Source organism: Micromonospora sp. NPDC048935 (assembly GCF_043197875.1).
GTDB lineage: Bacteria > Actinomycetota > Actinomycetes > Mycobacteriales > Micromonosporaceae > Micromonospora.
The window spans coordinates 806894-825256 of record NZ_JBICTZ010000002.1 but is presented as its reverse complement, the minus strand read 5'-3'; the positions used below and the strand labels follow the sequence as shown (position 1 = coordinate 825256).

At 71.2% G+C, this 18363-nt stretch carries 14 protein-coding genes and 3 tRNA genes; 8 read left to right on the top strand and 9 right to left on the bottom strand.

The window, feature by feature from the left end; all coding sequences use genetic code 11:
- Positions 1-915: 915 nt before the first annotated feature.
- The 8 genes from ACGFIW_RS10140 to ACGFIW_RS10105 form a co-directional block, all read right to left on the bottom strand.
- Positions 916-989, bottom strand: a tRNA-Phe gene (locus tag ACGFIW_RS10140).
- Between the two features lie 100 nt (positions 990-1089).
- Positions 1090-1163 (bottom strand) — tRNA-Asp (locus tag ACGFIW_RS10135).
- A 31-nt stretch (positions 1164-1194) separates the two neighbouring features.
- A tRNA-Glu gene (locus ACGFIW_RS10130) sits at positions 1195-1267 on the bottom strand.
- A gap of 164 nt (positions 1268-1431) precedes the next feature.
- Positions 1432-2211 (bottom strand): polysaccharide deacetylase family protein, encoded by a 780-nt coding sequence (locus tag ACGFIW_RS10125; protein ID WP_393312567.1) that lies wholly within the window; start codon positions 2209-2211, stop codon positions 1432-1434.
- A 75-nt stretch (positions 2212-2286) separates the two neighbouring features.
- The gene (locus ACGFIW_RS10120) at positions 2287-3231 is read right to left on the bottom strand and encodes a MerR family transcriptional regulator (RefSeq protein WP_393312798.1); all 945 of its coding nucleotides are present in this window, start codon (positions 3229-3231) and stop codon (positions 2287-2289) included.
- Complete coding sequence (gene idi / locus ACGFIW_RS10115; RefSeq protein ID WP_393312565.1) at positions 3221-3841, bottom strand: isopentenyl-diphosphate Delta-isomerase; 621 nt, start codon at positions 3839-3841, stop codon at positions 3221-3223. Before idi ends, ACGFIW_RS10120 begins: the two co-directional genes overlap by 11 nt.
- Positions 3838-5319 (bottom strand): phytoene desaturase family protein, encoded by a 1482-nt coding sequence (crtI, locus tag ACGFIW_RS10110; RefSeq protein ID WP_393312563.1) that lies wholly within the window; start codon positions 5317-5319, stop codon positions 3838-3840. Before crtI ends, idi begins: the two co-directional genes overlap by 4 nt.
- 28 nt (positions 5320-5347) lie before the next feature.
- A complete protein-coding gene (locus ACGFIW_RS10105) occupies positions 5348-6490 on the bottom strand; it encodes a polyprenyl synthetase family protein (protein ID WP_393312561.1) in 1143 nt (380 codons plus the stop codon).
- Between the two features lie 64 nt (positions 6491-6554).
- Between ACGFIW_RS10105 and ACGFIW_RS10100 the strand changes: the two genes are divergently transcribed.
- Both ACGFIW_RS10100 and ACGFIW_RS10095 read left to right on the top strand, forming a co-directional pair.
- Positions 6555-7478 (top strand): phytoene/squalene synthase family protein, encoded by a 924-nt coding sequence (locus tag ACGFIW_RS10100; RefSeq protein WP_393312559.1) that lies wholly within the window; start codon positions 6555-6557, stop codon positions 7476-7478.
- Positions 7475-8788, top strand: coding sequence for a cryptochrome/photolyase family protein (locus ACGFIW_RS10095; RefSeq protein ID WP_393312557.1), 1314 nt, complete (start codon positions 7475-7477; stop codon positions 8786-8788). Before ACGFIW_RS10100 ends, ACGFIW_RS10095 begins: the two co-directional genes overlap by 4 nt.
- Here ACGFIW_RS10095 and ACGFIW_RS10090 read toward each other — a convergent pair whose 3' ends face one another.
- Entirely contained in the window at positions 8789-9853 is a 1065-nt protein-coding gene (locus tag ACGFIW_RS10090; RefSeq protein ID WP_393312555.1) for a serine hydrolase domain-containing protein, read from the bottom strand.
- Positions 9854-9946: 93 nt separating this feature from the next.
- On the opposite strand from ACGFIW_RS10090, the gene ACGFIW_RS10085 reads away from it, so the two are divergent.
- The 6 genes from ACGFIW_RS10085 to ACGFIW_RS10060 all read left to right on the top strand — a co-directional run bounded on the left by ACGFIW_RS10085 (position 9947) and on the right by ACGFIW_RS10060 (position 18241).
- The gene (locus ACGFIW_RS10085) at positions 9947-11422 is read left to right on the top strand and encodes a dihydrolipoyl dehydrogenase family protein (RefSeq protein ID WP_393312553.1); all 1476 of its coding nucleotides are present in this window, start codon (positions 9947-9949) and stop codon (positions 11420-11422) included.
- A 288-nt stretch (positions 11423-11710) separates the two neighbouring features.
- Positions 11711-12715, top strand: coding sequence for a LacI family DNA-binding transcriptional regulator (locus ACGFIW_RS10080; RefSeq protein ID WP_393312551.1), 1005 nt, complete (start codon positions 11711-11713; stop codon positions 12713-12715).
- Between the two features lie 456 nt (positions 12716-13171).
- Positions 13172-14551 (top strand): ABC transporter substrate-binding protein, encoded by a 1380-nt coding sequence (locus ACGFIW_RS10075; RefSeq protein ID WP_393312549.1) that lies wholly within the window; start codon positions 13172-13174, stop codon positions 14549-14551.
- Between the two features lie 86 nt (positions 14552-14637).
- Positions 14638-15594, top strand: a complete 957-nt coding sequence (locus tag ACGFIW_RS10070) for a carbohydrate ABC transporter permease (protein WP_393312547.1) — start codon at positions 14638-14640, stop codon at positions 15592-15594.
- Between the two features lie 11 nt (positions 15595-15605).
- Positions 15606-16493, top strand: a complete 888-nt coding sequence (locus ACGFIW_RS10065; RefSeq protein WP_393312545.1) for a carbohydrate ABC transporter permease — start codon at positions 15606-15608, stop codon at positions 16491-16493.
- Positions 16494-16633: 140 nt separating this feature from the next.
- Complete coding sequence (locus tag ACGFIW_RS10060) at positions 16634-18241, top strand: glycoside hydrolase family 13 protein (protein WP_393312543.1); 1608 nt, start codon at positions 16634-16636, stop codon at positions 18239-18241.
- Positions 18242-18363: the final 122 nt, after the last annotated feature.

Sequence of the window (18363 nt, the reverse complement as noted above, 5' to 3'; positions counted from 1 at the left end):
GCGTTCTGGCTCTGAGCGTTCTGGCTCTGAGCGTTTCGGCTCTGAGCGTTCTGGCTCGGTTCGGCCTGGCTCGGGGCCGCCTGCTGGAGGCCCTACGCCTCACGCTGGTGGCCCGGGACCCAGCGCGGGGGGACCCGGGTATCGGGCCGGTGGCCCTGGGCCGGGGGAACAGGTACGACCGGAGTCCGGTGGAACGCAGGGCCGTCACCCGGCAGGCCGGCGACACGGGGAGCGGCACCACCCCGAAGGGCAACGACCCGCAGGGCCGGGCGACGGGCAGCGGCCCGCAGGCCCGGGCGACGAGCGGCGATCGGCTGGCCCGGACGGTGGGCAGCGATCGGCGGGCCCGGGCGACGAGCGGCGGCCCGCAGGCCCGGGCGGAGGGCAGCGGTCGGCCGGGGCGGCTTGGGGCACCGGGGGCCCGGCGGGGTCGACGACCGGGCAACCTCGTAACCGACCCGATCAATCGCCCGCCCCGGGCCCGAGCGCGTCCGGAGATGGTGACGGCGGCGGCGGTCCCCTGGGTGGGGCGCAGGCCGCAGCGCAGAGCGCGGCCCAGTTCGCCGAGCAGGCGGGGGAGACACTGCGCCAGGCCGGACGCAGCGTCTGGGAGGCGATCCAGAGCGGCATGGCGCAGCACCGCCAGCAGGGCCGCGACGGCTGACAGCCGCGCAGCCGCACAGTCCGCACAGCCGGAACCGCCACCAGCTCTTGCCCAGCCCGGCCACCGACCCGTGATCGACTCGGTTTTGGCAAAGTCGGGGCATCCCGCACTCCCGGATGCCCCGACTTGCAGGAAGTGGAGTGGATCACATGCCGGTGGGCCGAAGTCGTCGGTGAAAAGACGCCGTAACAGCAAGATCCCCACCTGCGTTTCCGCTGGTGGGGACCTCTGTAGCCCGGCGAAAGGCTATGTGGCCAGGGGCGGGGTCGAACCGCCGACCTTCCGATTTTCAGTCGGACGCTCGTACCAACTGAGCTACCTGGCCGTACTGCTCGGCCCATATTACCCGGCAACCGGACGAACCGGCGCCAAGGGCGACATGCTCCGATACGCAGAACGCCGCGCGAGGCGCGGCGTCAGCGCTGCGGTCCTGACGGGACTTGAACCCGCGACCTCCGCCTTGACAGGGCGGCGAGCACTCCAACTGCTCCACAGGACCTAGCTTGTGTTGCTCCGGCTTGCGCCGGTCGTGCCCCCAACGGGATTCGAACCCGTGCTACCGCCTTGAAAGGGCGGCGTCCTGGGCCGCTAGACGATGAGGGCGGCCCCGCCATCATTGCACATTGGCAACTTCAAGCGGACTTGCTCCCATCCGGCCCCGCCGGAGGCTTGGAAAGCATACGTGATGCCAGGTCGGTGGACAAAATCGGTATCCGGGTGGCCGGGGATCGGGGCATAACCGCAGGTCTAAGGCGGTAAAACAGGCCCTAGTTGAGTCGGGCGATGCCGAAGCGATGCTTCAGGTCGGCGATCACCTGAGGGCAGGCGGCGAGCGTCGCGGCGCGATTGCCGCCCCCGTCGTGCAGCAGCACGATGGCACCGGGGCCGGCGGCGGCGTGGATTCGCTTGCCGATCGTGGCGGCGCTCGGCTTGTCCCAGTCCTGCGGGTCGACCGACCAGTGCAGGGGGCGCATGCCGAGATCCTTCGCTACCCCCAGCACCTCCGACGTCCACCGGCCGCCCGGTTGCCGGTAGTAGGACACCTTCGCCCCGGGGGCCGCCGCCTGGATGGCCCGGTTGGTGCGGTCCAGGTCGGCCCTGATCTCGGCGACCGGTCGCCGGGCCAGGTCGAGGTCGTGCCGCCAACTGTGGTTGCAGAGCTGATGGCCCTCGCGGACGATCCGGCGGACCAACTCCGGGTGACGCTGCACCTCGCGACCGACGACACAGAAGGTGGCCGTCACCTTGGCGGCCCGCAGTTGGTCGAGCACCTTGGGCGTCCAGGCCGGGTTGGGTCCGTCGTCGAAGGTCAACACCACCGGGCGCGCGCCGGTGGTGCGCCGCAGGCCGGCGGGGAGCTTGGCCGGCAGGGGGCGCAGCGGAGGCTTGGGCGGCTTGGCGACGGTGGGGTGCGAGGTCGGGGTGGGTGTGGCCGATCGCACCGGTTGCGGTGCGCCGGCGCGGGTGATGGTGCGGTCCGGCTGGGCACACCCGGACAAGACCAGCGCCATGGCGAGGACGGACGCCAGGGCGGCGCGGGCTTGCATCTGCTGGCTCCCGGAGGGGTCGGGGTAGGCGGAGCCTCCGACGGTAGTTCACGCCGCAAACGGGCGACAGTGCGGTCAGTCGCGCCTCGACTGGTCCAGCGAGTCACGGACCGCGACGGCGAGCGAGACGGCCTCGGCCAGATCGATCGGCCGCACCACCCCGGCGGGCAGCGTGTCGGCTCGCCAGCCCGGCCCGGCGGCGAGCACCAGCAACGGGCGGCGGGGTGCCGCGAGGAGCGCGCCGAGTTGGGCCGGGTCGGCGGTGGCCCGGGTGTGCGACCAGAGCACCACGGCGGCCGGTCCGGTCCGGTTGACCGCCTCGATGAGGGCGGCGACCGGCACTCGGGCGCCGAGCGCCCGGTAGCTGACCCCGGCCTCCGCGAGCGCGGCGGCCAACGCCTCCAGCGGCAGGGTGTGCTGCTCCTCGTCGGCGCAGGAGAGCAGGATGCGGGCCGGCCCGGTGGGAACCTTGGCCCGACTGGCCGCCGCGAGGGCCTCCGAGACGCAGCGGGACACCAGATGTTCCACCTCGATCAGGCCGGCGGTGGCGGCGTGGCGTTCGCCGATGCCAATGAGGACCGGGCGCAGCAGGGCCTCCCAGGTGGCGACGACTCCGTCGGCGGCCAGGGAGTGCGCGATCGTCTCGCTGACCGCCGCCGCGTCCAGCCGCATGGCGGCCCGGGCCAACCCGCGGGCTGCCGGGCCGGCGCGGCCCACCGGGATGGTTCCACCGCCGTCCCGGCCTGGCCGGTGGACCCGAGTGGGGGCGGCGGTGTCGGTGGACGTCGGATCGGGTGCCTGGCGGGCCCAGCGGGCGGCCTCGGCGGGGCTCACCCCCTCGGCGGTGAGCCGGCGCATGATTTCGAGGCGGGCCAGGTCCTTGGGCGTGTACCGGCGGTGGTGGCCGGGAATGTGTTCGCTGGGCCCGAGCCCGTAGCGCTGGTGCCAGGTGCGCAGGGTCGTCACCGCGACCCCCAGCCGGCGTGCGACAGCCCCCGCGCTCAGCGCCTCATCGACCACCCGACCGCTCCGCCGTGTCATCCGCCGACGATCCGGACGGGGTCACGGCCGGATCGTCGGCGCCCGACGTGGCGTCCGAGGGGTGCAGTAGCCGGTTCACCACCCCGCCCAGCCAGGGCGCGTACGACCGAGGGTCGAGGTCCAGCTCGGCTTCGAGCGCGGTGGGGTCAGCCCAGCGCAACTCGGCGACCTCGTCCGGGTCCGGCAGGAGCGGGGCCGTGGGCAGGAAATCACCCCGCAGTACGTGGTCGTACTCGAATTCGACCCGGCCGGTGGCCGGGTCCTCGGCGTAGTAGACGTAGACGCCGACCTCGGTCAGCTCGACCGGGCCCGTGCCCAACTCCTCGCGTAGTCGCCGGTTGGCCGCCTCGGCGAGGGACTCGCCTGGGCGGGGGTGGCCGCAGCAGGAGTTGGCCCAGCGCAGCGGGAAGCGGGTCTTGACGGCGGCCCGGCGTTGGAGCAGCACCTGGCCGTCCGGGTCGACAAGCAGCACCGAGAAGGCCCGGTGCAGGTGCCCCGGCGGTTGGTGTGCGGCGGCGACGGTCATCTCGCCGTGGGCCGTGCCGGCGTCGTCGACCAACTCGACCAGGTGCTCCTCGCGGCTGCTCATCGACCTTCCCCACTGATCCGGCCGGCGGCGAGCTTGCCGGAGATGAGCACCATCGGCACACCCACCCCGGGTTGGGTGCCGGAGCCGACGAAGACCACGTTCGGCAGGTCGCGGTGCAGGTTCGACGGGCGGAACGGGCCGGTCTGGAAGAGGGTGTGCGCGGCGGCGAAGGGGGTGCCGGCGGCCATCCCCTGCTCCTCCCACTCGGCGGGGGTGATCGCCCGCAGCACCTCGACCCCGGCACCGAAGCCGACGTAGCCGCGCTCCTCCAGGGTGCCGATCAGTTGGTCGCTGTAGCGCCGGGTCAGGTCGCCGCGCCACTCGAACGGCGCCCGGTGCAGGTTGGGCACCGGGGCGAGCACGTAGTAGGTGTGCCGGTCGGGCGGGGCGACCGACGGGTCGGTCCGGCTCGGGTTGGTCACCAACAGTGACGGGTCGGTCATCAGCTCGCCCCGCCGGATGACCTCATCGAAGGTGCCCTTCCACGCGCGTCCGAAATGGATGTTGTGATGCGCGATCTTTTCATATGCCTGTCGGGAACCGACGTGCAGAACGACGCAGGACGGGGAGTAGGTGAGGCGTCGTGCCGGAGCGGCCGGGAGCAGGTCCCGGTAGGCGACAGGCAGGTCGGGGTTGAGCACCACGACATCCGCCTGCACCAGTTCGCCGTCGGCGGTGAGCACACCTGTGGCACGGCCGTTCGCCGTCTCCACCCGAGTCACCGTCGTGTCGTACCGGATCTGCACGCCGTGCTTCTCGGCGGCGCCCGCCATGGCCTTGGAGACCGCGTGGATGCCGCCGCGCGGGAAGTAGACCCCGGCCACCGAGTCGAGGTACGCGATGACCGCGTAGATGGCGAGGGCGTCGTGCGGTGCGAGGCCGGCGTACATCGCCTGGAAGGAGAAGATCCGCTGGGTGCGTGGGTCGCGGAAGAATTGGTTGATCTTCGTCTGGAGACGTCGGAAGGCTCCGCCGGTGAGCAGCCTGAGCAGGTTGCCGGTGATCAGGTCGGTCGGCGCGTCCAGGTTGCGCTCGATGAAGTCGGCCCGCTCCAGCCGCCACAGCTCCCGCGCGTAGTCGACGAAGCGCAGGTAACCGTCGGCCTCGCGGGGCCCGCAGACGCGGGAGATCTCGGCCGCCATCCGGGTGGTGTCGGTCAGCACGTCCAGCGTCGAACCGTCCGGGTAGTAGGCCCGGTAGGCCGGATCGAGGGGGGTCAGGTCGAGCCAGTCGTGCAGCTCCTCGCCGACCGCGCCGAGGGCCTCGGCGATCAGGTCGGGCATGGTGAGCACCGTCGGGCCGGTGTCGAACTCGTAGCCGTCCACGGCGAGCCGCCCCGCTCGCCCGCCGGGCACCGGCTCGCGTTCCAGCACGGTGACCTGTCGCCCGGTGCCGGCCAGGTGCAGCGCGCAGGCGAGCCCGCCCAGGCCGGCCCCGACGACCACCACCCGGTCCGTCCGTCCTGTCACCGTCCGCACGTGACCACCTCCTCGAGAGAATCGCTCATCAGGCCCGCCGGTTGGTCGCGGCGGTGGCCAGCCCGGTCAGCGCGGTCCGCGCGGTGCGGTCGACGGGTGCGGCGTCGAGCGCGGCAAGCGCGTCGCTCACCCGCTCGGCGATCATCCGCTCCACCCGGGCCACCGCGCCGGTCTCGGCCACCAGCTCGGCGAGCCGGTCGACAGGTGTGTCACCGGGCCGCTCCAACGCCCGCAGTTGCGCCGGCGTGGCCAACTCCCGAGCCAGCATGAACAGCGTGGTCGGTTTGCCGGCGCGAAGGTCGTCACCGGCCGGCTTGCCGGTGGCGGCCGGATCACCGTAGACGCCGAGCAGGTCGTCGCGGAGCTGGAAGGCCTCGCCGACGGCCAGGCCATAGCGGGTGTACGCGGAGACCAGTGGGTCGTCGGCGGGCACCCCGGCCAGGCAGGCGCCGAAGAGCAGTGGTCGTTGGACGGTGTAGCTGGCGGTCTTGTAGCGGGCCACCCGCAGCGCCCGGTCGACCGACCAGTTGGCCGGGTCGTTCTCGCCGAGCACGTCCAGATACTGCCCGGCGACCGTCTCCACCCGCATCTGGTCGTAGCAGCGGCGAACCTCGAACAGGCGGGCCGGTGGCACCGTGGCGTGCGCCAGCAACCGGTCGGCCCAGACCATGCAGAGGTCGCCGATGAGGACGGCGACGGCCTCGCCGAACCGCCCGGGATCACCGCGGTGGCCTGCCGCGATGTGCTGCTGGGCGAGCGCGACGTGTGCGGTGGGCCGGCCGCGACGGGTGGTGGAGGAGTCCATCACGTCGTCGTGCACCAGGGCGAAGGTGTGCAGCAACTCCAGCGCGGCCAGCGCGGGCAGCACGGGCGGCAGTGCCTCGCCGCCGCCGATCGCCCCGCGCCAGCCCCAGTAGGCGAACGTCGGCCGGATCCGCTTGCCGCCGACAAGCACGGCCTCCCGCGCGGAGGCGGCGAAGCCGCCCATCGACGCGTCGATCTGGGCGAGGGAGTCGACCTCGGCGGCGAGGAAGGTGGTCAGGGTCTCGTCGACGGCCGCGACCAGCTCATGGGTGTACGCGGCCAGAACGGCACCGACCGGGTCGTCCCGGTCGACCGGGGCTGCCGCCACCACACGGGTCGCATTGCCCGCAACCGCGTCGTTGGCCATGCGGCTGAGCGTACCCTAGGCTGCGAGTTGCGTCGATTGGTGCGTCGATAAATGAGGAGGGCCGGTGGACACGGATCTCACCGCTGCCTACGACAGGTGTCGTGAGCTGCACAAACGTCACGGCCGCACCTACTATCTCGCCACCCGACTGCTGCCCGCATGGAAACGGCGGCATGTGCACGCCCTCTACGGGTTCACCAGGTACGCGGACGAGATCGTCGATCGCACCGAGGACCTGCCGCCGGCCGAGCGGGCCGCCCGCCTGGACGACTGGGCCAGCCGGTTCGTGGCTGGTCTGCGCGGTGCGCCCGTCGACGACCCGCTGCTGCCGGCCGTGCTGCACACGATCGCGGTCTTCGATCTCGACCGGGACGACTTTGCGTCGTTTCTGAAGAGCATGGCGATGGATCTGACCGTCACGTCGTACCCGACCTATGACCACCTGCTCGACTACATGGAGGGCTCGGCGGCGGTCATCGGCACGATGATGTTGCCGATCCTGGGCAGCTCCGACCCGGCGGCGGCGCGGGAGCCGGCCCGGCAGCTCGGGTTCGCCTTCCAACTCACCAACTTCATCCGGGACGTCGCGGAGGATCTCGACCGGGGCCGCACCTACCTGCCCGACGAGGACCTGGCGAAGTTCGGGGTGACCCGCGACGAGCTGCTCGACGCCCGCACCAGGGGCCGCGGCACACCCCGCACCCGTGAGCTGATCGAGTACGAGGTGACCCGCGCCCAGGCGCACTACGCCGCCGCAGCACCGGGCATCACCATGCTGGCCCCGGCCTCGCAGGCGTGCATGCGCACCGCGTACGCCCTCTACGGCGGCATCCTCGACGAGGTCGCCGCGCAGGACTACGACGTCTTCGTCCGGCGCGCTGTGGTGCCGCAGCGGCGACGGATGACGGTGGTCGGACGGGCACTGCTCACCTCGACCGGTACGCCGGTCACCATCCCGGGGCCGACTGTCGATCCGGAGACCCGGTGACCGCTGGCACCGCGATCGTGCTCCTCACCCGCGACCTGCGGGTGCACGACCACCCGGCGCTGGCCACCACCTGCGCGGCCTTCGACCGGGTGGTCCCGCTGTACGTGCTCGACCCGGAGTTGGCCGACCGGTCGGCCAACCGCACCCGGTTCCTGCACCAGGCGCTCGCCGACCTGCGCGCCGAGCTGTGCGAGCGGGGCGGCGACCTGGTGGTACGCCACGGTGACCCGGTGGCCGAGACGATCCGGCTGGCCGACGAGGTCGGCGCCACGGCCGTCGCCCTCTCCGCCGACGTCAGCCACTACGCCCGGCGGCGGGAGCGGCGACTACGCGCCGAGTGCGAGCGGCACCGGCTGCACCTGCGACTGTTTCCCGGGCTGACCGTGGTCGAGCCGGGTGCCCTGCGGCCCGGTGGCGGCGGCGACCACTACCGCGTGTTCAGCCCCTACCATCGGGCCTGGGCGGCCAGCCGGTGGCGCGAGGAGTTGGCCCCGCCGCGCCGGGTGACGCTGCCCGGCGGTGTCCGCGTGGGCAGTCTGCCGAAGCCGCCGGCCGGGGAGTCGCCGGACGCGGCGGTCGGCGGCGAGCGGGTCGCCCGGCAGCGGCTCACCGACTGGCTGCCGGACCTGGACCGGTACGCCGACCAGCACGACGACATGGCCGGCGACGACACCTCCCGACTCAGCCCGTACCTGCGCTTCGGTTGTGTGTCGCCGCTGGCGGTGGCCAACCGCGCCGACGACCGGTCCGGGCCGTTCGTCCGGCAGATCTGCTGGCGGGACTTCTACTACCAGGTCACCGCCGCCTTTCCGGAGATCTCGACCGTGGCGTACCGGCGGGGCGCCACCGAGCAGTGGCGCTACGACGACGACGCGTTGGCGGCCTGGGCCGAGGGGCGGACCGGGGTGCCGATCGTCGACGCCGGCATGCGGCAGCTACGGACGCAGGGCTGGATGCACAACCGGGCCCGGCTGATCACCGCCGGCTACCTGACCAAGTCGCTCGGGCAGGACTGGCGGGGCGGCGTCGGAGTCTTCTTCCGTTGGCTGCTGGACGGGGACGTGGCCAACAACTCCGGCAACTGGCAGTGGGTCGCCGGCACCGGCAACGACACCAAGCCGTACCGGGGGTTCAACCCCGTCCGGCAGGCCGAACGGTACGACCCGGCCGGCGACTACGTGCGCCGGTGGGTGCCGGAGCTGGCGGGAGTGCGGGGCAGGGCGATCCACCAACCGTGGAAACTGCCCGAGGCGCCCGACTATCCACCGCCGCTCTCGGTGCTCGGCACCGACCCCGTCTGGCTGCGCTGATCAGAGGCAGGAGTGCAACACCTCGACCAGCTCGTCCACCCGGTCGTGCTGGGCCAGGTGCGCCGTCGCGTACGCGAAGGTGTAACCGCGCTCCGGATCGGCCCAGGCGCTGCTGCCGCCGAGGCCGCCCATGCCCCAACTGCCGTCCGGCTCCCACTGCATACCCAGCGTCCAGCGGACCGGGCGGTCCAGCACCAGGTCCGGCCCGTCGTACTGGACCCGGGTCGCCTCCGCCACCAGTTCGGCGCTGAACAGCCGAACCCCCTCCAGGACACCGCCGGCCAGCAGGCCGGTGTAGAGCCGGCCCAGGCCGTGTGCGGTGGCGTGCAGATTGACCGCCGGCATCTCGGCAGCCCGCCACAGCGGGCTGTTCAACACGGCGAGGTCCTGCCCACCGGCCGGGTTGCCCATCGCGCGCGCCCGCAGTGAGCCCGGCTCGCCGAGCGCCCGGGTCGGCCACCCCGGGTCGCCGTAGCGCAGGTCGGCGCAGCGCCGCTGGTCCGCCTCGGTCAGCCCGAACGCCAGGTCGAGCTGCCACCGGTCGGCGATCTCCTCGGCCAGGAACCGGCCCACCGAGCGCCCGTCGACGCGACGGACCAACTCGCCCACCAGGTGCCCGTACGTCCAGGCGTGCTCGCCGGCCACCGAGCCCGGCGACCACTCGGGGTCGGCGGCGGCCAGGTCGCCGGCGAGCAGTGCCCAGTCGGCGACCGCGGTGGCGGGACGGGGCACCGGAAAGGCCGGCAACCCCGCGGTGTGCGACAACACCTGGCGCACGGTGGCGGGGGTGCGGAACTCCGGCCAGTACCTGTCGACGGGCGCGTCGAGATCGACATGCCCCCGGTCGACGAGCATCAGCAGGCAGAGCGCGGCCACCGGCTTGCCGACCGAGTAGACGTTGACGAGCGTGTCCGGCCGCCACGCCTCGCCGACGGCCCGGGTCCCGCCGACCAGGTCGACGACCGGCTGACCGTCGTACCAGACGACCAGGGCGGCGCCGGTCTCCCGGCCGGAGGTGAGCAGGTCGTGGAAGCAGTCCCGGACCGCAGCGAAGCGTGTGTGCACTTCGCCACCGTAAAGGGCCGGTACGGGTGAGCGTGTCGACTTTTCTTCCGGGCCCCGGTGGTCGCGGTGGTGTCGCTGGGGGATGCTGTTGCGGTGGCAGAGCCGGAGCTGGTGGATGTGGTCGTGGTGGGGCTCGGGGTCGGCGGCGAGGAGGTCGCCGGGCGACTCGCCGAGGCCGGCCTGAGCGTCGTCGGCATCGAACGGGACCTGGTGGGCGGGGAGTGCCCGTACTGGGGCTGCATCCCGAGCAAGATGATGATCAGAGCCGCCAACGCGCTCGCCGAGGCCCGCCGGGTCGACGGGCTGGCCGGGACGGCGCAGGTCCGGCCCGACTGGGCACCCGTGGCCAAGCGGATCCGCGAGGAGGCCACCGACACCTGGGACGACACGGTCGCGGCGGAGCGGTTCACCGGCAAGGGCGGCCGGCTCGTGCGCGGCAGTGGCCGCTTCGACGGCCCGGCCCGGGTCCGGGTCGGTGACCAGGTTTTCCAGGCCCGCTACGGGGTCGTGTTGGGCACCGGCACCCGTCCGTCGGTGCCGCCGATCGACGGCCTGGCCGACACCCCGTACTGGACCAACCACCAGGCGATCGAGGCCGACCAACTGCCGGAGTCGCTGCTGGTGCTCGGCGGCGGCGCGATCGGCCTGGAACTCGCCCAGGTCTTCGCCCGTTTCGGAGTGCGGGTCACCGTGGTGGAGGCCCTTGACCGGGTGCTGGCCGTCGAGGAGCCGGAGGCGTCCGACGTCGCCGCCGCGGCGCTGCGCGCCGACGGCGTGGAGATCCACACCGGGGTACGCGCCGAGCGGGTCGACCACGACGGCACCCGGTTCGTCCTGCGCGGTGGCGGCGGGGAGGAGTTCACCGCCGACCGGCTGCTGGTGGTGACCGGGCGCAAGGCCCACCTGGAAGAGCTGGGGTTGGACACGATCGGCGTGGACGCCGAGCAGCGTTTCCTGCCGGTCGACGACCGGTTGCACGTCACCGACCAGGTCTGGGCGGTCGGCGACCTGACCGGCGAGGGCGCCTTCACCCACATCGCCATGTACCAGGCGGGGATCGTGATCGCGGACATCCTGGCCCTCGCCCGGCAGACGAAGGCGGGGGCAGACGCCAGCGGCACGTCCAGCGTGGTCGGTGGCGCGATGGGGGCGTCCAGCTCACTGGCCGCCAGCGGGTCGAGCGGGTCGGCCGGCACCGTCCCGCGAGCCGACTACCGTGCGCTGCCCCGGGTCACCTTCACCGATCCTGAGGTGGGCGCGGTCGGGCTCACCGAGCGGCAGGCCCGCGAACGCGGCATCAACGTGCAGGTCGGCTTCACGAAGCTCGGCAGCTCCACCCGGGGTTGGATCCACCAGGTCGGCGACGACGGGTTCATCAAGCTCGTCGCGGATGCCGACCAGGGCGTGCTGATCGGCGCGACGTCGGTCGGCCCGGCCGGCGGCGAGGTGCTCTCCGCGCTTGTGGTGGCGGTGCACGCGGCGGTGCCGCTGAGTCAGCTCCGCCACATGATCTACGCGTACCCGACCTTCCACCGGGCCATCGAGGCCGCGCTGCACGACCTGTCCTGACCGCCCACGCCGCGTCGGGCCGCGCCGCGCCGGGCCGTCAGCGGGTGATCCACTCGACTTCATGAAAGTCGCGGTGTCGAGAGCCTCTCGACACCGCGGCATCCTGAAAGCCGAGTCGATCAAGACGGGGACGGCGCGACCTGGTGTCGATGGAGCGCGGGCGCCGCCCCGAAGCCCCGGTGTTGCGCGCCGGAATGGGGCCGGATGGGAAGAATGCGGCAGCTGGCCGACAAAGGTCCGGCATTTTGTTGTTCATTTCTTTCATTGCGGTGACGTACGATTGCGGCTGTGACCAAGCGGTTGACTGAAGTTGCCAAGAAGGCAGGCGTCAGCGAGGCCACCGTCAGCCGGGTGCTCAACGGCCGGGACGGGGTCTCCGAGGCGACCCGCACCGCCGTGCTGACCGCACTCGACGTGCTCGGTTACGAGCGGCCGACCAAGCTGCGTGGCGAACGCGCCCGGCTGGTCGGGCTGGTGCTGCCCGAATTGCAGAACCCGATCTTCCCGGCGCTGGCCGAGGTCGTCACCGGGACCCTCGCCCAGCGTGGTTACACCCCGGCTCTGTGCGCCCGGACCATCGGGGGCGTGTCCGAGATGGACTACGTGGAGATGCTCCTCGACCACCAGGTCTCCGGGGTGATCTTCGCCGGTGGCTCGTACGCGCTCGCCGACGCCCGGCACGACCACTACCGTCGCCTGACCGACCGGGGCCTGCCCGTGGTGCTCGTCAACGCGGGCGTCGACGAGTTGGGCTTCCCCCGGGTGTCCACCGACGACGCGGTCGCGGTGGAGCAGGCGTACGGGCACCTGCGCTCGCTCGGGCACGAACGGATCGGGATGGTGCTCGGCCCGGAGGGGCACGTGCCGTCCCGCCGCAAGTTGGACGCGATGATCCGGGCCGCCGGCTGGGGTGCGGCCGACACCGAGTGCGTCGAGCGTTCCAGCTTCTCGATGGAGGGTGCGCGGGTCGCCGCGACGAAGCTTGTCGAGCGGGGCGTCACAGGCATCATCTGCGCCAGCGACGTCCTGGCGTTGGGCACGATCCGTGCGGCCCGGCGGTTGGGTCGCTCGGTGCCGGCCGACGTGTCGGTGGTGGGCTTCGACGACTCCGCGTTCATGACGTGCACCGACCCGCCGTTGACGACGGTGCGCCAGCCGATCGAGACGATGGGGCAGGCTGCCGTGGATCTGCTGGTCACCCAGATCGAAGGTGCCGGCGTGCTGCACGACGAGTTGCTGTTCGAGCCCGAGTTGGTGGTGCGCGGCTCGACCGCTCCCGCCCCGGGTCGCTAAGCCCGCCCCGGGTCGCCGGGCCCGCGCCCCGGGTTGCTGGGCCCGCGCCCCGGGTTGCTGGGCCCGCGCCCCGGGTTGCTGGGCCCGCGCCCCGGGTTGCTGGGCCCGCGCCCCGGGTAGGCAGGGCCCGCTCCACACGACGCCTCGGCCGTCGACCGCTCATGCGGTCGGCGGCCGTTTTCGTCGTTGCTCAGCAGGACCGGCATCGACCTTGCCGAATGACCCGCCATAAGGGGTCAAAAGCCAACAAGCAGGTCTGCTTTCACGGCTTTGCAAACATCTGCCGTAATCACGTCGTGTCCTTTCGGAACAGGGTCGATACCTTGCCGAAATGAGTCCTCCTCGCTACAGTGACTCCACTCACACCTGGCTCCGACGCAGCTACTGGGCGTCAGGTCGTATCACCGCAGATCAGCGAAGGTCATTGGAGTCACCCGTTCCCGAAGGGATGGACAGATGTCCGTACCGCAATACCGAAAGGCTGCGGCGGTCGCGCTCGTGGCCGGCCTGGGGCTCAGCCTCACGGCGTGCTCCACGAAGAGCGACGACAAGGACACGACCGCCGGCGGCAAGGTCACCATCACGGTCGACTGCCAGCCGGTCGGCGCCCAGAAAGAGCTGCTGAAGAACTGGAACGACGACGTCGCCGAGTTCCAGCGGCAGAACCCGGACATCGTCATCAAGAGCGTCAGCGTCGGCGAGCAGTGCAACAACCCGCCGGACTTCACCGCGCGCCTCGCCGGCGGCACCGTGACCGACGTGTTCTACGGCTACATGACCGACCTTCAGCAGGTGCTGGACTCGGGCCAGGCGATGGACATCACCCAGTACGCCAACAAGGACAACATCTCCACCTGGGACAGCGTCGACCCGGCGCTGAAGGAGGTCTTCACCGACGGCGGCAAGCTCTACGCCGTACCGGTGAAGAACTACTCGATGGGTCTGGTCTACAACAAGGTCCTGTTCCAGCAGGCCGGGCTCGACGCCAACAACCCGCCGAAGACGTGGGCCGACGTCCGGGCCGCCGCCAAGAAGATCTCCGCGCTCGGCAACGGCGTCGCGGGCTACTCGGAGTACAGCGCCGGCAACACCGGTGGCTGGCACTTCACCTCCCTGCTCTACTCGCAGGGTGGCCGCATGCTGACCGAGGACGGCAAGAAGGCCGACTTCAACAACGCCCAGGGCAAGCAGGTCCTGCAGAACATCAAGGACATGCGGTACGGCGACAACAGCATGGGCTCCCGTCAGCTGCTCCAGTGGGGCGACCTGCTGACGAACGCCGGCGCGGGCAAGGTGGGCATGTTCATCGGCGCGCCGGACGCCACCCAGGCGATCGTCAGCCAGTTCCAGGGCAAGTTCCAGGACTGGGCGATGAGCCCACTGCCCGGCCAGGACGGCCCGGCGAAGGGGACGCTCGGTGGCGGCGAGGGCTACTTCTTCAAGAAGGACCTGACCCCCGAGCAGGTCAAGGCCGGCATGAAGTGGATCGCGTACCAGAAGCTGACGCCGGGCAAGGGTCAGTTCGACTACGTCCGGGCCAAGCCGCAGAACTACCCGGTGGGTCTGCCCCAGCCGCTGCTCTTCGCCAACGGCAGCGAGGCACAGAAGCAGGAGCTGGAGCTGCGCAAGGCGAACGCGAACGTCGACACGGCGAACTTCGCGCTCTTCGAGGCCACCCCGGTGCCGATCAAGGGTGAGCCGCGCAACGCGCAGGCGGTCTACGCGGTGCTCGACGCCGCGATGTCCGGTGTGCTGACCAACCCGAACGCGAACATCGACGCGCTACTCAAGACCGCCGAGGAGAAGGTCAACCAGCTCCTCGCAGCGGAGAGCTGACAGTTCGTGTGGGGGCCGGGCGCCGAACCGGCCCCCACACCTTCCGCGCCACATCGTCGACGTCACCGACTCACCCAGGAGTTGCCTTGACGATCACCACAGTCCCGGAGACCCCCAGGAAACCGGGCCGCCCGCCGTCGCCGTACTCGGCAGGGCCGCAGCGCACCAGCCTCGGCCGCAAGGTACGGGACAACCTCACCGGGCACGCGTTCCTGATCGGCGCGGTGCTCTGCTTCGTCGTCTTCTCCTGGTACCCGATGGTCCGCGGCATCGTCATGAGCTTCCAGCGGACCCGGCGCGGCGAGACCACCTGGGTGGGTTGGGACAACTACTCCCGTCTCCTCGCCGACCCGAGCTTCTGGCCGGCCTGGCAGAACACGCTCTACTTCACCGCGCTCGCCCTCGTCCTCGGGTACGCGGTGCCGTTCTTCGTGGCGGTCCTGCTCAACGAGTTCCGGCACGCCAAGGGTTACCTGCGGATCCTGGTCTACCTGCCGGTGATGCTGCCGCCGGCCTCGGCGCTGTACCTCTTCAAGTTCTACGCGTACGACCCCAGTGAGGCCGGGCTCTTCAACGCGATCCTGAAGGCGCTGCACCTGCCCACCTCGCAGTGGATGCAGTCGCCGGAGATGACGATGCCGGCCATGGTGATCGCGTCGACCTGGATGAACATGGGCGGCGCGGTGCTCATCTACCTGGCGTCGTTGCAGAGCATCCCGGGCGAGCTGTACGAGGCGGCCGAGCTGGACGGCGCGGGGATCTGGAAGCGCATCCGGCACGTGACGATCCCGCAGACCCGGCTGATCCTCGCGCTCCTGGCGATGATCCAGATCGTCGCCACGATGCAGCTCTTCATCGAGCCGCTGATCCTCGCCAACGGCGCGGGTGCCGAGGACTCCGCGACCACCGTGGCGTACCTGATCTACCAGCACGGGTTCTTCCAGAACGACCTCAACGGTGCCGCCGCACTGGGCGTGATCATGCTCGTGGTGCTGGCCGGCTTCTCCGCCGTGTACCTGCGGCTGAGTGCGAAACAGGACTAGGACGGCGAGGAATGGCACAGGAATCCGGCACCCGGACCCTCATCTCCCACGCCCAGCTCAGCCGGGGGCGCGGCAGGGTCATCTACTGGACGCTGCTGGTGGTCGTCGTGGCGGGGTTCACGCTCGTCTTCCTCGGCCCGCTCTACTGGATGGTGACCGGCGCGCTGAAGTCGGGCCAGGAGATCGCGCAGACCCCACCGACGCTGTTCCCCGAGGACCCCCAGCCGCAGAACTACATCGACGCCTGGAACAACCTGGAACTCGCCAAGCTGCTGTTCAACACGTTCTACTACGCGATCGGCGCGGTGCTGTTCCAACTCGTCCTGGACGCGGCCGCCGCGTACTCGTTGTCCAAGCTGAGGCCGATCTTCGGCAACGTGATCCTCGCGCTGATGCTGGGGACGCTGATGATTCCGGCGATGGTCCTCATCGTCCCGCAGTACGTGACGGTGATCGACCTGCCGATCGTGCACATCAACCTGCTGGACTCGCCGTTCGCGATCTGGCTGCCGCTGGTGGCGAACGCATTCAACATCTTCCTGTTGAAGCGTTTCTTCGACTCGATTCCGGAGGAGTTGATGGCCGCCGCCCTGGTGGACGGGGCGACGCCACTGCGTACGCTCTGGTCGATCATCCTGCCGATGTCCCGCCCGATTCTCGGCGTCGTCGCGATTCTGGCCATGACGGCGGTCTGGAAGGACTTCCTCTGGCCGAAGCTGGTCATGCCCTCGCCGGAGACCCGGACGGTCAGCGTCGGCATCTACTCCTTCGCGGGTGGCACGCCCATGAACGTGGTGATCGCCGCGTCGGTCATCGCCGCGATTCCGACAGTTATCGTCTTCCTGATCTTCCAGCGGAACATCATGTCCGGTCTCACCACGGGCAGCATCAAGGGATAGCCACCAGCGCATCCTCCCGCGCGGCGAACAACGACAGTTCGCCCGACACATATCCAGGTCCGGCTGACCCGCCGACGTACTGACGCAGAAAGCAGGTGCTCGTGTCCACAGCTGACAGAAGTCCGTGGTGGCGTGGAGCCGTGATCTACCAGGTGTATCCCCGGAGCTTCGCCGACGGTAACGGCGACGGCATCGGTGACATCGCCGGCATCCGGTCCCGGCTGAACCACCTGTCCGCGCTCGGCGTCGACGCGATCTGGTTCAGTCCCTGGTATCCCTCGCCGATGGCCGACGCCGGCTACGACGTGTCCGACTACCGCGACATCGACCCGGTCTTCGGCAGCCTGGCCGAGGCGGAGGCGCTGATCGCCGAGGCACACGCGCTGGGCATCCGGAGCATCGTCGACGTGGTGCCGAACCACTGCTCCGACGCGCACCCCTGGTTCCAGGCGGCGCTCGCCGGCGGGCCCGGCGCGCCGGAACGGGACCTGTTCTGGTTCCGGCCGGGCCGGGGCCCGAACGGCGACCAGCGGCCCACCGACTGGATCGGCGAGTTCGGCGGCGAGACCTGGACCCGCACCACCAACCCGGACGGCACCCCCGGCGACTGGTACCTGCACCTGTTCGCCCCGCAGCAGCCGGACTTCAACTGGGACCACCCGCGGGTGCGGGCGGAATTCGAGGACATCCTGCGGTTCTGGTTCGACCGGGGCGTGGACGGCATCCGGATCGACTCGGCCGGGCTGCTGGTCAAGGACGGGACGCTGCCCGAGGTGCACCCGGACCAGCCACACCCGTTCCACGACCTCGACGGGGTGCACGAGATCTACCGGGGCTGGCGTCGGGTCGCCGACGAGTACGCCGACCGGGCGCTGATCGGTGAGGTGTGGCTGCCGGACCGGCAGCGGTTCGCCAACTACCTGCGCCCGGACGAGCTGCACGCCGCCTTCAACTTCGACTTCCTCGGCTGTGCGTGGGACGCCTCGGCGTTGCGCGAGAGCATCGACGGGACGCTGAGCGCGCACGCGCCGGTGAACGCGCCGGCCACCTGGGTGCTCTCCAACCACGACGTCACCCGGCACGTCACCCGCTACGGTCGGGCCGACACCCGGTTCAGCTTCGCGGCCAAGCGCGAGGGGACTCCCACCGACCTGGAGCTGGGCACCCGGCGGGCCCGCGCCGCCGCGCTGCTCTCGCTGTCGCTGCCCGGCGCCGCCTACGTCTACCAGGGCGAGGAGTTGGGCCTCTACGAGGTCGAGGACATTCCGTACGCGCTGCGCCAGGACCCCATGTGGGAACGGTCCGGCCGGATCGACCCGGGCCGGGACGGCTGCCGCGTACCCCTGCCGTGGGCTGGTGACGAGCCACCGTTCGAGTTCAGTCCGGCCGGTGCCGCGACGCCCTGGCTGCCCCAGCCGGCCGACTGGAAGGACCGGACGGCCAGCGCGCAGTCCGGCGACCCGGCCTCGATGCTGGAGCTGTACCGGGCGGCGATCCAGGCCCGGAAGGCCGACCCGGCGCTCGGTGACGGCGAGCTGACCTGGCTGCCCGCCCCGGACGGGGTGCTCGCGTTCAGCCGTGGCGGCGGCTTCACCTGCGTGGTCAACCTCTCCGGCGCGCCGGTGCCGATGCCGGCCGAGGGGGAGCTGCTGCTCGCCAGCGGGCCGCTCGACGACGGGTTGCTGCCGTCGGACACGGCGGTCTGGCTGCGTACCACCGAATCGGCGGACGGACCGCGCCCGACCTGACTCTGCTCGCGGTGGTGGCGGCGGGGGGGCCCCCCCCCCCCCCCCCCCCCCACCGCGGCTAAGAGGGGCGGGGGGGGCCCGGCCACACCCCCCCCAACCCGGGGGGGGGGGCGGCCCCGAGG